Source organism: Streptomyces sp. KM273126 (assembly GCF_004337435.2).
GTDB classification, from domain to species: domain Bacteria; phylum Actinomycetota; class Actinomycetes; order Streptomycetales; family Streptomycetaceae; genus Streptomyces; species Streptomyces acidicola.
This window is the reverse complement of sequence record NZ_SJXB02000002.1, coordinates 520,774-534,505: the sequence shown is the minus strand read 5'-3', so window position 1 is coordinate 534,505 and position 13,732 is coordinate 520,774. Positions and strand designations below refer to the sequence as shown.

Annotated in this window: 14 protein-coding genes; 8 read left to right on the top strand and 6 right to left on the bottom strand. The window is 71.6% G+C overall.

Annotated elements, in window-relative coordinates:
* Nucleotides 1-134: 134 nt before the first annotated feature.
* A complete protein-coding gene (locus tag E0500_RS32965) occupies nt 135-1,049 on the top strand; it encodes a hypothetical protein (RefSeq protein WP_131563442.1) in 915 nt (304 codons plus the stop codon).
* Between the two features lie 96 nt (nt 1,050-1,145).
* Complete coding sequence (locus E0500_RS32960; RefSeq protein WP_131563441.1) at nt 1,146-1,979, top strand: ankyrin repeat domain-containing protein; 834 nt, start codon at nt 1,146-1,148, stop codon at nt 1,977-1,979.
* Here E0500_RS32960 and E0500_RS32955 read toward each other — a convergent pair.
* Both E0500_RS32955 and E0500_RS32950 read right to left on the bottom strand, forming a co-directional pair.
* The gene (locus E0500_RS32955) at nt 1,927-2,841 is read right to left on the bottom strand and encodes an SDR family oxidoreductase (RefSeq protein ID WP_131563440.1); all 915 of its coding nucleotides are present in this window, start codon (nt 2,839-2,841) and stop codon (nt 1,927-1,929) included. The genes E0500_RS32960 and E0500_RS32955 overlap by 53 nt on opposite strands.
* The gene (locus E0500_RS32950; RefSeq protein ID WP_131563448.1) at nt 2,838-3,602 is read right to left on the bottom strand and encodes an SDR family oxidoreductase; all 765 of its coding nucleotides are present in this window, start codon (nt 3,600-3,602) and stop codon (nt 2,838-2,840) included. Before E0500_RS32950 ends, E0500_RS32955 begins: the two co-directional genes overlap by 4 nt.
* Before the next feature lie 170 nt (nt 3,603-3,772).
* Here E0500_RS32950 and E0500_RS32945 point away from each other — a divergent pair, with 170 nt between their 5' ends.
* The 4 genes from E0500_RS32945 to E0500_RS32930 are packed head-to-tail and all read left to right on the top strand — an operon-like array spanning nt 3,773 to nt 7,269.
* Nucleotides 3,773-4,534, top strand: a complete 762-nt coding sequence (locus E0500_RS32945) for an enoyl-CoA hydratase family protein (protein WP_131563439.1) — start codon at nt 3,773-3,775, stop codon at nt 4,532-4,534.
* Nucleotides 4,527-5,456, top strand: a complete 930-nt coding sequence (locus tag E0500_RS32940) for a CoA transferase subunit A (RefSeq protein ID WP_165934990.1) — start codon at nt 4,527-4,529, stop codon at nt 5,454-5,456. The genes E0500_RS32945 and E0500_RS32940 overlap by 8 nt, the downstream gene beginning before the upstream one ends.
* Entirely contained in the window at nt 5,453-6,211 is a 759-nt protein-coding gene (locus tag E0500_RS32935; protein WP_131563438.1) for a CoA-transferase subunit beta, read from the top strand. The genes E0500_RS32940 and E0500_RS32935 overlap by 4 nt, the downstream gene beginning before the upstream one ends.
* Nucleotides 6,211-7,269 (top strand): nitronate monooxygenase family protein, encoded by a 1,059-nt coding sequence (locus E0500_RS32930; RefSeq protein ID WP_131563437.1) that lies wholly within the window; start codon nt 6,211-6,213, stop codon nt 7,267-7,269. Before E0500_RS32935 ends, E0500_RS32930 begins: the two co-directional genes overlap by 1 nt.
* On the opposite strand, the gene E0500_RS32925 is transcribed toward E0500_RS32930, so the two are convergent.
* Genes E0500_RS32925 through E0500_RS32915 form a run of 3 tightly spaced genes read right to left on the bottom strand, consistent with a single transcriptional unit; the run spans nt 7,253 to nt 9,872 of the window.
* The gene (locus tag E0500_RS32925) at nt 7,253-8,410 is read right to left on the bottom strand and encodes an acetyl-CoA C-acetyltransferase (RefSeq protein WP_131563436.1); all 1,158 of its coding nucleotides are present in this window, start codon (nt 8,408-8,410) and stop codon (nt 7,253-7,255) included. The genes E0500_RS32930 and E0500_RS32925 overlap by 17 nt on opposite strands.
* Nucleotides 8,411-8,441: 31 nt before the next feature.
* Nucleotides 8,442-9,053 carry a TetR family transcriptional regulator gene (locus E0500_RS32920; protein WP_131563435.1) on the bottom strand — a complete coding sequence of 204 codons (612 nt, stop codon included), beginning with the start codon at nt 9,051-9,053 and terminating at the stop codon, nt 8,442-8,444.
* 15 nt (nt 9,054-9,068) lie between these two features.
* Nucleotides 9,069-9,872 carry an SDR family oxidoreductase gene (locus E0500_RS32915; RefSeq protein ID WP_131563434.1) on the bottom strand — a complete coding sequence of 268 codons (804 nt, stop codon included), beginning with the start codon at nt 9,870-9,872 and terminating at the stop codon, nt 9,069-9,071.
* A 70-nt stretch (nt 9,873-9,942) separates the two neighbouring features.
* Here E0500_RS32915 and E0500_RS32910 point away from each other — a divergent pair, with 70 nt between their 5' ends.
* Both E0500_RS32910 and E0500_RS32905 read left to right on the top strand, forming a co-directional pair.
* Entirely contained in the window at nt 9,943-11,118 is a 1,176-nt protein-coding gene (locus tag E0500_RS32910) for an acyl-CoA dehydrogenase family protein (protein WP_131563433.1), read from the top strand.
* Nucleotides 11,119-12,090 carry an acyl-CoA dehydrogenase family protein gene (locus tag E0500_RS32905; RefSeq protein ID WP_131563432.1) on the top strand — a complete coding sequence of 324 codons (972 nt, stop codon included), beginning with the start codon at nt 11,119-11,121 and terminating at the stop codon, nt 12,088-12,090. It abuts the gene before it with no gap.
* Here E0500_RS32905 and E0500_RS32900 read toward each other — a convergent pair.
* The gene (locus tag E0500_RS32900; protein ID WP_131563431.1) at nt 12,065-13,711 is read right to left on the bottom strand and encodes a cytochrome bc complex cytochrome b subunit; all 1,647 of its coding nucleotides are present in this window, start codon (nt 13,709-13,711) and stop codon (nt 12,065-12,067) included. The genes E0500_RS32905 and E0500_RS32900 overlap by 26 nt on opposite strands.
* Nucleotides 13,712-13,732: the final 21 nt, after the last annotated feature.

The following is a 13,732-nucleotide window of genomic DNA, read 5'->3' as shown; positions in this document are numbered from 1 at the left end:
GTGAAGTATGAAGATCCGCGTCCACCGGCCACAAGGGGCGAAAACGCGCCACCGCGCGCCGGTCGTCAACCCGTCGGCACGCCCGGCCGTCGGCTTAAAGTGGAGGCGTACCGAGGCGTCGTGGGGGTGCTGACGTGGCGAACGGCGGACCTGTTGAGCACGGCTTCCCGCACCTGGACACCGTACGGGAGTCGATCACCGCGCTGTACAAACGCCTGTCGTACGACACGATCCACAGCTTCGGCACCAGCGTGGCGCCCGTCGACGTGGCGTTCTGCGACACGGACGACCTGCATCTGGGCGCGCAGCGCGTCGCCCGTGAGATCGTCCTGCACTACCGGCTGCCGGACACCCGGATGATCATCAGCTTCCGCGAGATGGCCCACGCGGCGAACGTCGAGCTGACCGCGGGTCCCGAGTACTTCATCGAGCTCAACGACCGCTTCCGCACCCACCGCCGGGACATCGGCGCGGCCCTCGCCCACGAGGTCATGCACGTCTACCTGCACCGTCTGGGCCTGTCGTTCTCCGGCACCCGCGACAACGAGATCCTCACGGACACGGCGACGACCTACCTCGGCGCGGGCTGGCTCCTGCTGGACGCCTTCCGGGAGGACCGGGCCTCCTCACAGAAGCTGGGCTACCTCACCCCGGAGGAGTTCGGCTATGTGCTCGCGAAGCGGGCGGCGCTGTTCGGCGAGGACCCGTCGATCTGGTTCACCAGCCCACAGGCGTACACCGCGTACACCAGGGGCGCGGCCCAGGCCCGTCGCGACGAGCAGCAGCCCCCGCTGACGGCCGCCGGCTGGGCGGGCCGCCGCCGCTACGCCAGGGACCGGCGCCATGCCCAGGACCACCGGTACACCCAGGGCTCCCGCCCGCCGGGCCCGCTGCCGGGGGTCCCGTACGCGTTCACACCCGACGGCCGGGGCCCGCTGCGTGTCTCCTTCCCCTGCCCCACCTGCCACCAGCGCATCAGAGTCCCGGTCCGGGGCCGGGTCCGCGCCCGCTGCGGGTTGTGCCGGACGGTGCTGGAGTGCGACACCTGAGGATCCGTACCGGACCACGTCATACGTCATATCCATTCAAGCCTTTGCATTTAAGCCTTTGCCTGAAGCGGGCCGGGCGAGCGAGGCTCGGGCGGTATGAGCGAGCACGAGCCGCCGACCGGACCAGGTCTCTTCACGGCGGTGTACGAGGATGACGAGGACGCGGTCGTACGGCTGCTGCGCGCCGGCGCCAGCCCGGAGGCGACGGACGAGGACGGCCAGTCGGTCCTGTACCTGACCACGGTCAGCGACATGCCGGGCATCGCGCGTCTGCTGCTGGCGGCGGGCGCCGACCCGGACCGTCTCAGCGCCGGTACGGACTCCCCGCTGTGCGGAGCGGCCTGCGGCGGCCACACGGAGGTCGTGCGCGCCCTGCTGGCCGCCGGGGCGACGCCCGACCTGGAGGAGGAGCTGGGCTTCACCGCGCTGACGTGGGCGGTACAGCGGGGCAACGCCGAGGTGGTGGCGGCCCTCCTGGAGCACGGCGCGGACCCGCACCGCCCCACCCCGACGGGCGAACCCCCACTGGTGGCGGCGGCGCGCCGAGGCTCCCCCTCGTGCGTGCGCGCCCTTCTGGAGCACGGCGCCCACGCGCGCGCGGAGGCCCTGGCCGAGGCGCGCCGCTGGCTGACGCTGGACGTGGCGTCGGAGCTGCGCGCCGGGCTGGAGCGGGCGTACGGTCCGGGCCACGAAGTGACGACCCACCGCGTCCCCGAGGACGGCGGCATCACCGTCGTGGTCGAACTCCGCACCGGTGACCGGACGGTGGCGGGCAACGACCAGCAGACCGGCCACGCGGAGATCGTGGAGCTGCTGGAAGCCGCCCTGGCCGAGGGAAACGGCCCGCCCGCCGCTCCCCCGGAGGTCGACGCCCACGTCACCCCGCCCCGTACACCGGCCTCGGAAGCTCCGCCTCCGCCAGGAGTTTGAAGACCTCCTCGCCCGCCTCGGCCGGCGTCCAGCGAGCTCCCCTGTCGGCGGTCGGTCCCGGTCGCCAGCCTTCCATGACCGTGATGCGGCCGCCCTCGGCCTCGAAGATCCGCCCGGTGACACCCGCGCTCGCCGCGGAGCCGAGCCACACGACCAGCGGCGACACGTTCTCCGGGGCCATCGTGTCGAAGCCGCTGTCGGGCGCGGTCATCGTCTCGGCGAAGGCGTGTTCCGTCATACGGGTGCGGGCCGCGGGAGCGATGGCGTTCACCTCGACCCCGTAGCGCCCGAGTTCGGCCGCGGCGACCAGGGTCAGCCCGACGATGCCGGCCTTGGCCGCGCTGTAGTTGCCCTGCCCGACCGAGCCCAGCAGGCCCGCGCCGCTGCTGGTGTTGACGACCCGGGCCACCGGTGCCCGCCCCGCCTTGGCCTCGGCCCGCCAGTGCGCGGCCGCGTGCTTCAGCGGCAGGAAGTGCCCCTTCAGGTGGACGCGGACGACGGCGTCCCAGTCGTCCTCGTCGAGGTTGACGAGCATCCGGTCGCGCAGGAACCCGGCGTTGTTCACGAGGGTGTCGAGCCGGCCGTACGTCTCCAGCGCGGTGTGCACGAGGGACGCGGCGCCCTCGGTCGTGGCGATGTCGCCGCCGTGGGTGACCGCCTGGCCACCGGCCGCGCGGATCTCGTCGGCGACCCGGGACGCCGGGCTGTCCGGTCCCGGGGTGCCGTCGAGGCCGACGCCGAGGTCGTTGACGACGACACGGGCGCCCTCGGCGGCGTACGCGAGGGCGTGGGCGCGTCCCAGTCCGCGCCCCGCGCCGGTGACGATGACCACGCGCCCCTCACAGAGCCGGCGTGCGTTCATCCCGGTTCTCCTTTCCCGGTCCGGTGGTTGACGGTCGCGGCATCGAGGAAGGCCGGCCGTTCGCCGCCGCCGTGGACGAGGAGCGAGGCCCCGGTGATGTACGCGGCGGCGTCCGAGGCGAGGAAGACGGCGGCGGCGCCGATGTCGGAGGGCTCGGCGAGGCGCCCCAGCGGGACCGTGCGGCCGACGGCCGCGACACCGCCCTCGTCGCCGTAGTGGAGGTGGGACAGCTCGGTGCGGACCATGCCGACGACGAGTGTGTTGACGCGGATGTCCGGCGCCCACTCCACGGCCATCGAGCGGGCCAGGTTCTCCAGTCCCGCCTTGGCCGCGCCGTACGCCGCCGTCCCGGGCGAGGGACGGGCCCCGCTCACACTGCCGATCATCACGACGGCGCCCCTGGCCCGTTTGAGGTGCTCGTACGCGGCGAGTGAGACGGTCAGCGGCGCGGTGAGGTTGAGCTCGATGACGCGGGCGTGGCGCCGGGCGGCGGTAGCGGCACCGGCGTCGGCCAGGGGGCGGTAGGGGGAGCCGCCCGCGTTGTTGACGAGGACGTCGACACGGGGCAGGCCGTCGAACAAGTGGTGCACGGCATCGGGGTCCCGGACGTCCACGGGCACGAACTCCGTTCCCTCGACCGGCTTTTCGGGGGGACGCCGGGCGCAGACGACGGTGTGGGCGCCCGCCTCGACGAAAGCCCGCGCGATCCCGGCACCGACACCGCGGGTGCCGCCGGTGACGAGGGCGAGCTTGCCCTTCAGCCCGGTGCCGCCTTGCTGTCCTGCTAGCTGCTGTCCTGCTAGCTGCTGTCCTGCTCGCTGCCGTCCTGCTCTCTGTGCGGAGTTATCCACAGGCTCTCCCGCGGGCTTCCGTTCGCTGCTACCTTCGACGAACCTAACAAATGTTTGGTGGAAAGGTAGCTGATGAGCTGATGAGTGTCTCCACCTCGTCCCCGGAAAAGGGGATTTCCGTCGTCACGGTCGACTTCCCGCCGGTGAACGCGCTGCCGGTGCACGGCTGGTTCGAGCTGGCCGGGGCCGTGCGCGCGGCCGGGCGCGATGCCGACGTCCGCTGTGTGGTGCTGGCGGCCGAGGGGCGCGGGTTCAGCGCGGGGGTGGACATCAAGGAGATACAGGCCCAGGGCGGCCCGGCCCTGGCGGGTGCCAGCGAGGGTTGCGCGGAGGCCTTCGCCGCGGTGTACGAGTGCGAGGTGCCCGTGGTCGCGGAGGTGCACGGCTTCTGTCTGGGCGGCGGGATAGGCCTCGTGGGGAACGCGGACGCGATCGTGGCGAGCGACGACGCCACGTTCGGCCTGCCCGAGTTGGACCGGGGCGCGCTGGGCGCGGCCACGCACCTGGCCCGGCTGGTCCCGCAGCATCTGATGCGCGCGTTGTACTACACGTCGCGCACGGCAACGGCGGCCGAGTTGCACGCGCACGGGTCGGTGTGGCGGGTCGTGCCGCGCGGCGATCTGCGCGCCGCCGCGCTGGAGCTGGCCCGTGAGATAGCCGCCAAGGACGGCCGGCTGATCCGGCTCGCCAAAGCCGCGATCAACGGCATCGACCCCGTCGACGTCCGCCGCAGCTACCGCTTCGAGCAGGGCTTCACCTTCGAGGCGAGCCTCAGCGGGGTGGGCGACCGGGTCCGGGACACCTTCGGGAAGGAGGGGACGCAGGTGGGTGACCATGGCTGACAAGACGATGACCGCCGACGAGGTCGTCTCCCGGCTGGAGAGCGGTATGACCCTCGGTATCGGCGGCTGGGGCTCGCGCCGCAAACCGATGGCCCTGGTGCGGGCACTGCTGCGCTCCGGGATCACCGATCTCACGGTCGTCTCGTACGGCGGCCCGGACGTGGGCATGCTCGCGGCCGCCGGGCGCATACGGAAGCTGGTCGCCGCGTTCGCGACCCTCGACTCGATCCCGCTCGAACCGCACTACCGCGCGGCCCGCGAGCGCGGAGCCTTCGAGCTGATGGAGGTCGACGAGGCGATGTTCATGTGGGGCCTGCACGCGGCCGCGAACCGGCTGCCCTTCATACCGGTGCGCGCGGGCATCGGCTCGGACGTGATGCGGGTCAATCCCGGGTTACGGACGGTTCGGTCGCCGTACGAGGACGGGGAGACACTCGTCGCCATGCCCGCCCTGCGGATGGACGCGGCGTTCGTCCACCTGAACCGCGCGGACCGGCTGGGCAACGGGCAGTACCTGGGCCCGGACCCGTACTTCGACGACCTGTTCTGCGAGGCGGCCGACCGCGCGTACGTCTCGTGCGAACGCATCGTGGACACGGCAGAGCTGACGAAGGAGGCGGCGCCCCAGACGCTGCTGGTGGCACGGCACACGGTGACCGGAGTGGTGGAGGCCCCGAGCGGGGCGCACTTCACGTCGTGTGTGCCGGACTACGGCCGGGACGAGGAGTTCCAGCGGCACTACGCGAGCACACCCTGGCCGGAGTTCGCCGAGCGGTTCCTCACCGGGGACGAGCAGGACTACCAGCGCGCCGTACAGGCCTGGCACAAGGAGCACACGGAGAACAAGGAGCACGGAGAGAAGAAGGTGCGCGAGGAGAAGAAAGGGCGCGGGGAGAAGCACGAGGAGAGGGAGGGGGCATGACGACCGTGACCCGGGCCGAGTACTGCGTGATCGCCTGCGCCGAGGCCTGGCGCGGTGCGGGGGAGATCCTCGCGAGCCCCATGGGCCTGATCCCCTCCGTGGGTGCGCGGCTGGCCCGGCTGACCTTCGCCCCGGAGTTGCTGCTGACCGACGGTGAGGCGACGCTCGTCGGTCCGGACGGTGCGCCGGAGGGCTGGCTGCCGTACCGCCGGCACCTGGCCCTGGTCACCGGCGGCAGCCGGCACGTGATGATGGGCGCGAGCCAGATCGACCGGTACGGCAACCAGAACATCTCGTGCATCGGAGACTGGGCCAGGCCCCGCCGGCAGTTGCTCGGAGTGCGGGGCGCACCGGTCAACACGCTTAACAACCCGACCAGTTACTGGATACCGAGGCACTCCCGGCGGGTCTTCGTCGAGCAGGTCGACATGGTGTGCGGGGTGGGATACGACCGTGTGGCCGAGCATCCGGTCACGGGCCGTTTCCACCGCATCCCCCGCGTGGTGTCCGACCTCGGGGTCTTCGACTTCGCCACGGCGGATCACTCGATGCGCCTGGCGTCGCTGCACCCGGGGGTGACGGTGGAGCAGGTGCGGGAGGCCACGGGATTCGAGCTCACGGTTCCCGGAGACCTTCCCCGGACCCGTGAACCGACGCCGGAAGAGCTGCGGTTGATCCGCGAGGTGCTCGACCCGAAGGGCACCCGGGAGCGGGAGGTCCCGACCCCCACGACGGCCGGAGAGGCGGTCCGCTGATGGACACCGCGCTCACCCGGCTCGTCGGAGTCCGTCACCCCGTCGTGCAGACCGGCATGGGCTGGGTGGCGGGCCCCCGCCTGGTCTCCGCCACCGCGAACGCGGGCGCGCTCGGCATCCTGGCGTCCGCGACGATGACGCTCGACCAACTCCGGGACGCCGCGAGGGAGGTGAGGTCCCGCACGGACGCGCCGTTCGGGGTGAACCTGCGGGCCGACGCGGGGGATGCCCGTGACCGGGTGCGGATCATCATCGAGGAGGGCGTGCGCGTGGCGTCGTTCGCGCTATCGCCGTCCAGGGAGCTGATCGGCGAGCTCAAGGACGCCGGTGTGGTCGTCATCCCCTCCATAGGTGCCCGCCGGCACGCGGAGAAGGTGGCGGCGTGGGGTGCGGACGCGGTGATCGTGCAGGGCGGCGAGGGCGGCGGGCACACCGGGGAGGTGGCGACGACCGTGCTGCTTCCCCAGGTGGTCGACGCCGTGGACATACCGGTCGTGGCGGCGGGCGGTTTCCACGACGGGCGGGGTCTGGTGGCGGCGCTGGCGTTCGGGGCGGCGGGGATCGCCATGGGCACGCGGTTCCTGCTGACCGCGGACTCGACGGTCCCGGACGCCGTGAAGGCCACGTACCTCGCGGCAACTGTCCGGGACGTCACGGTCACCACGGCCGTGGACGGGCTGCCGCATCGCATGCTGCGGACGGAGTTCGTGGACGCCCTGGAGAGGTCCGGGCGTGCGAGAGCGCTCCTTCGGGCCGTACGCCATGCGGCCGGTTTCCGCAAAGTCTCCGGGCTGTCCTGGTCCCGGATGGTCCGCGACGGGATCGCCCTGCGGCACGGCAAGGACCTCGCCTGGAGCCAGGTCCTCCTCGCCGCGAACACCCCGATGCTCCTCAAGGCGTCGATGGTTCAGGGCCGTACGGATCTCGGGGTGATGGCGTCGGGGCAGGTCGCCGGGGTGATCGACGACCTGCCGTCGTGTGCGGAGCTGGTGGACCGGATCATGGCGGAGGCGGAGGAGGTGCTGAAGTCCCTGGAGGCGCTCAGAGTCGTTCGATGATCGTCACGTTCGCCTGCCCCCCGCCCTCGCACATCGTCTGGAGGCCGTAGCGGGCACCGGTGCGTTCGAGTTCGTGGAGGAGCGTCGTCATCAGCTTGGCGCCCGTGGCGCCGAGGGGGTGGCCGAGGGCGATGGCGCCACCGTTGACGTTGACCTTGTCCGGGTCGGCGCCGGTCTCCTTCAGCCAGGCCAGGACGACGGGCGCGAAGGCCTCGTTGATCTCGACGAGGTCGATGGCGTCGAGGGAGAGTCCCGTCTTCTTCAGGGCGTACGCGGTCGCCGGGATGGGGGCGGTGAGCATACGGATGGGGTCCTCGCCGCGCACGGAGAGGTGGTGGACGCGGGCGCGGGGGGTCAGCGCGTGCTCCTGTACGGCCCGTTCGGAGGCGAGGAGCAGCGCGGCGGCGCCGTCGGAGACCTGGGAGGAGCAGGCGGCCGTGACGGTGCCACCGTCGATCACCGGTTTGAGGGCGGCCATCTTCTCCAGCGAGGTGTCGCGGCGCGGACCCTCGTCGGCCCTGACGTCGCCGTACGGGACGGTCTCGCGCTCGAAGCGGCCCTCGTCGAGGGCGCGGACCGCGCGCTGGTGGGAGCGCAGGGCGTACTCCTCCTGGTCACGGCGGCTGATGCCCCACTTGGCGGCGATCATCTCGGCGCCGGCGAACTGGTTCACGGGCTGGTCCCCGTAGCGGGCGCGCCAGCCCTCGCTGCCCGCGAAGGGTCCCTCGGTGAGGCCGAGAGGTACGGCGGCCTGGCGGGAGGCGAAGGCGATGGGGACCATCGACATGTTCTGGACGCCGCCCGCGACGACCAGGTCCTGGGTGCCGGACAGGACGGCCTGCGCGGCGAAGTGCACGGCCTGCTGGGAGGAGCCGCACTGGCGGTCGACGGTCACGCCCGGCACCTCCTCGGGCAGTCCGGCGGCGAGCCAGCAGGTGCGGGCGATGTCGCCGGCCTGGGGCCCGACGGTGTCCAGGCAGCCGAAGACCACGTCCTCGACGGCGGACGGGTCGATCCCGGAGCGGATCACCAGTTCCTTGAGGACATGCGCCCCGAGGTCGGCCGGGTGGACCCCGGCCAGGCCTCCCCCGCGCCGCCCGACGGGCGTACGGACCGCTTCGACGATGTAGGCCTCGGCCATGTCGGCTCCCTGGGTTCAACAGCTGAAACAGCTATTCGCGTACGGCGATTCCGTCCAGCACCATCGACAGGTACTGGCGGGCGATCTCCTCCGGGCTGTGCTGCCCTCCGGGCCGGTACCAGGACGCGGCGACCCACACGGTGTCGCGCACGAACCGGTAGGTGAGCCGGATGTCGAGGTCGGCCCGGAAGACCTTGGCGGCGACCCCGCGCTCCAGCGTGGACAGCCACGCCTTCTCGAACTTGCGCTGCGACTCGGCGAGGAACGCGAAGCGCTCCTGCGGGGCGAGCTGCTTGGACTCCTTCTGGTAGATGGCGACGGCGGCGCGGTGCCGGTCGATCTCCCGGAAGGACTCGGTAACCAGGGCCTCCAGGGTCTCCCGGGGCCCGAGTTCGTCGCCCAGGACCGCGTCGTAGCCGTCCCAGAGCTCGTCGAGGAAGGTCCGCAGGATCTCCTCCAGCATCGACTCCTTGGAGTCGAAGTGGTAGTAGAGGCTGCCCGCGAGCATCCCCGCGTGATCGGCGATCTTGCGGACGGTGGTGGCGTTGTAGCCCTGCTCGGCGAAGACCTCGGCGGCGGTGTCGAGGAGTTCGCGCCGCCGTTCCGGTGCGGCGGTCACCTGGGGCTTCTTCTTGGTAGGCACGGACACATTGTGGTCCTAAGGGTGCTGGCTGCTGACGGCGACGACCTCGCCGGTCATGTAGGACGAGTACCCCGACGCCAGGAAGACGATCACGTTGGCCACCTCCCAGGGCTCGGCATACCGCCCGGAGGCTTCGCGGGCGGTCAGCTCGGCGAGCAGTTCCGGGGTCGTCACCTTCACCAGGTGGGGGTGCATGGCGAGGCTCGGCGAGACCGCGTTGACCCGTACCCCGTACTCGGCGGCTTCCGCGGCCGCGCACCGGGTCAGCGCCATGACGCCGGCCTTGGCGGCGGCGTAGTGGGCCTGTCCGGCCTGGGCGCGCCAGCCGACCACGGAGGCGTTGTTGACGATGACTCCGCCGCGGCCGCCGCTCGCGCCTGCCTCGCGGAAGGCCCGCAGGGCGGCCCGCAGGCAGCGGAACGTGCCGTTCAGCGTCACGTCCAGGACGCGCGACCACTGCTCGTCGGTCATGTCGACGAGGGGCGAAGTACCGCCGAGGCCCGCATTGTTGACCACGATGTCGAGCCCGCCGTGCCGGCTCCGGGCGGCGTCGAAGAGCCCCTGGACCTGGGTCTCGTCGGTGACGTCGCACGGCTGCGCGCCGACGGCGTGCTCGCCGAACTCCCCGGCCAGCTCCTCCTCGTACACCTTGAGCCGCCGGGTGTGCGCGTCGCTGATCAGGACCCGCGCGCCCTCCTCCAGGAACCGGCGCGCGGTGGCCCCGCCGATCCCCGCCCCCGCGGCCGCCGTGACCACCGCGGTGCGCCCTCGCAACAGTCCGTGACCGGGCACGTACGCCGGACTCTCGACGTCTGTCATAGGGCCACGCTAATCTACCAAACAGTTGTTAGGGAAGAACGGCGACGCATGACAGCGAAGGACGGTGACCGTGGACCTGACGCTCTCCCCCGCCGACGAGTCGTTCCGAGCCGAGGCCCGCGCCTGGCTCGACGCCCATGTGCCGGCCGAGCCGCTGCCCTCACTGGAGACCGAGGAGGGCTTCGCGGCCCACCGCGCCTGGGAGGCCGAGCTGGCGGCGGACCGCTGGTCGGTGGTGTCCTGGCCCGAGGAGTACGGGGGCCGAGAGGCCGACATCTTCCGCTGGCTGGTCTTCGAGGAGGAGTACTACGCAGCGGGCGCCCCCGGCCGGGTCGGTCAGAACGGCATCAGTCTCCTCGCCCCCACGCTCTTCACCCACGGCACGCAGGAGCAACGCGCGCGTGTGCTGCCGCCGATGGCAACGGGTGAGACGGTGTGGGCGCAGGCCTGGTCGGAGCCGGAGGCCGGTTCGGATCTGGCCTCGCTCACCTCACGCGCGGTGCGCACCGACGGCGGCTGGCACCTGAGCGGGCAGAAGACGTGGTCGTCGCGGGCGGCGTTCGCGGACCGGGCGTTCGGCCTGTTCCGCAGCGAGCCGGAAACTCCCCCACGCTCGGCCTCGCTCGCGCGGGCGGTACCCCCATCGCCTCATCAGGGGCTCACCTACCTGATGTTCGACCTGCGCGCGCCCGGTGTCACGGTCCGCCCCATAGGCCGCCTCGACGGCAGGCCCGCCTTCGCCGAGCTGTTCCTGGACGAGGTCTTCGTGCCCGACGAGGACGTGATCGGTGAGCCGGGCCAGGGCTGGCGTATCGCCATGTCGACGACCGCCGACGAGCGCGGGCTCACGCTCCGCTCCCCCGGCCGCTTCATGGCCGCCGCCGACCGCCTGGCCGCGCTCTGGCGGGAGCGTGGCCGGGACCCGCTCGCCCGTGACCGCGTCGCCGACGCCCTGATCGGAGCCCGCGCCTACCAGCTCTTCACCTACGCCGCCGCCTCCCGCTCCACCGCGGGTGAGCGGCTCGGCCCCGAGTCCAGCCTGAACAAGGTCTTCTGGTCGGAGTACGACATCGCCGTGCAGGAGGCGGCCCTCGATCTCCTGGGCGGGGAGGGCGAGCAGGCGGACACGGACTGGTCGGAGAGCTATGTGTTCTCCCTGGCGGGCCCGATCTACGCCGGCACGAACGAGATCCAGCGCGACATCATCGCCGAGCGCCTGCTCGGCCTCCCGAAGGGCCGCCGCTAGATGCGCTTCCTCCTGACCACTGAGCAGCGGGCCTTCGCCGACTCGCTGGACGCGATGCTGACGGCCGCGGACACACCGTCGGTGATACGTGGCTGGAGTCGCGGTGATCACGTGGCGGGGCGCACTCTGTGGCGCCGTATCGGTCAGGCAGGGGTCTTCGCGCTGGCCGCACCGGAGGCGTACGAGGGCGTGGGCCCGCTGCCTGTCGAACTCGTGGTCGCCTTCACGGCGTTGGGGCGGCATGCCGTGCCGGGCCCGCTGGTGGAGACCGTGACGGCGACCGTTCTGCTCACCGGGCTGGACGACCCGGGTCCCGCCAAGCGTCTGGTCCCGGCACTGGTGACGGGCGAGTCGACGGCGACCGTGGCGCGTTCCGGGTCGTACGCCCTCGACGGGGACACCGCCACGGCCCGTCTGTCCCTGACCGCCGACGGCGCACTGCGTCTCGCCCCCGGACACGGGCCCGTCCGCCGCTCCCTGGACCCGGCTCGCCGCCTCACGCTCCTGCACCCCGATGGCGAACTCCTCGCAGCCTCAACCCCCTTCACCCACGCCCTCCTCTGGGCCCGGCTCGCCACCGCCGCGCAGGCGCTCGGGGTCGGGCTGGCGCTGCTCGACAGGACGGTGGCGTATGTGCGGCAGCGGACCCAGTTCGGCGTGCCCATAGGCTCGTTCCAGGCGGTGAAGCACCGGCTGGCCGACGCGAAGGTGGCGCTGGAGTTCGCGCGCCCGCTGGTGCTCGGCGCGGCGGTCACCCTGGACCCGGCCGACGTGGCCGCCGCCAAGGTCACCGCCTGCGAGGCCGCGTACGCGACCGCACGCACGGCCCTGCAACTGCACGGCGCGATCGGCTACACCGCCGAGTACGACCTCTCGCTCTGGCTCACCAAGGCCCGTGCCCTGCGCACGGCGTGGGGCACACCGGGCGAGTGCCGGGAGGTGGTGCTCAGTGGTGCTGGTCGCCGCTCGTGAGCTCCCGGTACTCCTCGGCGGTCGGCTTCGGGATGTGGCTGTCGGGCCCGTACATGGCCCGGGCGAGCCGGGCGCGCAGCCGCTGGGCACCCTTGACCCGGCGGACGACGCCGTTCGCGTCGACGCGCGGCCCGATCTCGTACGGCGGCACCTGATCGTGCTGTGTGAGCGTGTGCAACTGCTCCCGCGAGAGCGGCGCGTGGACCTCCACGTACTCGCCGTGCGGCAGCCGTTTGAGCACGCCGGTCTCCCTCCCGTGCAGCACCTTGTCGCGGTCCCGGCGCTGCAACCCCAGGCAGATCCGCTTGGTGACGACGAAGGCGAGTACCGGCACCACGAAGAAACCGATGCGTACGAACCACGTGATGGAGTTGATCGACAGGTGCAGATGGGTGGCCACGACGTCGTTGCCGCCGCCGATCAGCAGCACCCCGTACAGACTGAGCCAGGCCACGCCCAGCGCGGTCCGCACGGGGGCGTTGCGCGGCCGGTCCAGGATGTGGTGCTCGCGCTTGTCCCCGGTGATCCACGCCTCGATGAACGGGTAAACGGCGATGGCCAGCATGATCAGCGGGAAGAGCGAGAAGGGGATGAAGACACCCAGGGCCAGCGTGTGGCCGAAGGCGTTGATCTCCCATCCCGGCATCACCCGGATCAGCCCCTCGGAGAAGCCGAGGTACCAGTCGGGCTGGGCGCCGGTCGTCACCAGGTCGGGCCGGTACGGTCCGAAGGCCCACACGGGGTTGATGGTCGCGATCGCCCCCATCAACGACAGCACGCCGAAGACAAGAAAGAAGAAGCCGCCGGCCTTGGCCATGTACACCGGCATGAACGGCATGCCGACCACGGACTTCTGGTCCCGTCCGGGCCCGGGGTACTGCGTGTGCTTGTGGTAGAAGACCAGGATCAGATGGGCCACGACCAGACCCAGCATGATCCCGGGCAGCAGCAGCACATGGATCGGGAAGAACCGCGAGATGATGTCGTGCCCGGGGAACTCCCCGCCGAAGAGGAAGAAGGAGAGGTACGTCCCCACGACCGGGACCGACAGGATGGCGCCCTGTGCGAACCGGACGCCGGTGCCGGAGAGCAGGTCGTCGGGGAGCGAGTAGCCGGTCAGGCCGGTGATGAGGCCGAGCATCAACAGGGTCCAGCCGAACAGCCAGTTGACCTCGCGCGGCTTGCGGAACGCACCCGTGAAGAACACCCGCATCATGTGCACGAGCATCCCGGCGACGAACACGAGCGCGGCCCAGTGGTGGATCTGCCGGATCAGCAGCCCGCCGCGCACATCGAAGCTGATCTCCAGCGTGGACTCGTACGCCCTGGTCATGATGACGCCGCCCAGGGGCTCGTACGAGCCGTTGTAGACGACCTCGACGCCGCTCGGTTCGAAGAAGAGCGTGAGGTAGACGCCCGTGAGGATCAGGATGAGGAAGCTGTAGAGGCAGACCTCGCCGAGCATGAAGGACCAGTGGTCCGGAAACACCTTGCGCAGGTTGGCCTTCGCCGGCGCGTAGACCCCCAGGCGTCCGTCGGCCCAGTCCGCGAGCCGCTCCCCGTTGCCCGTCGCGGCGCCTCTTCCGCCGCCCTTCCCGCTGACCGATCGCGCGCCGTCCATGCGTCGTCGCCCGCCCTCCCG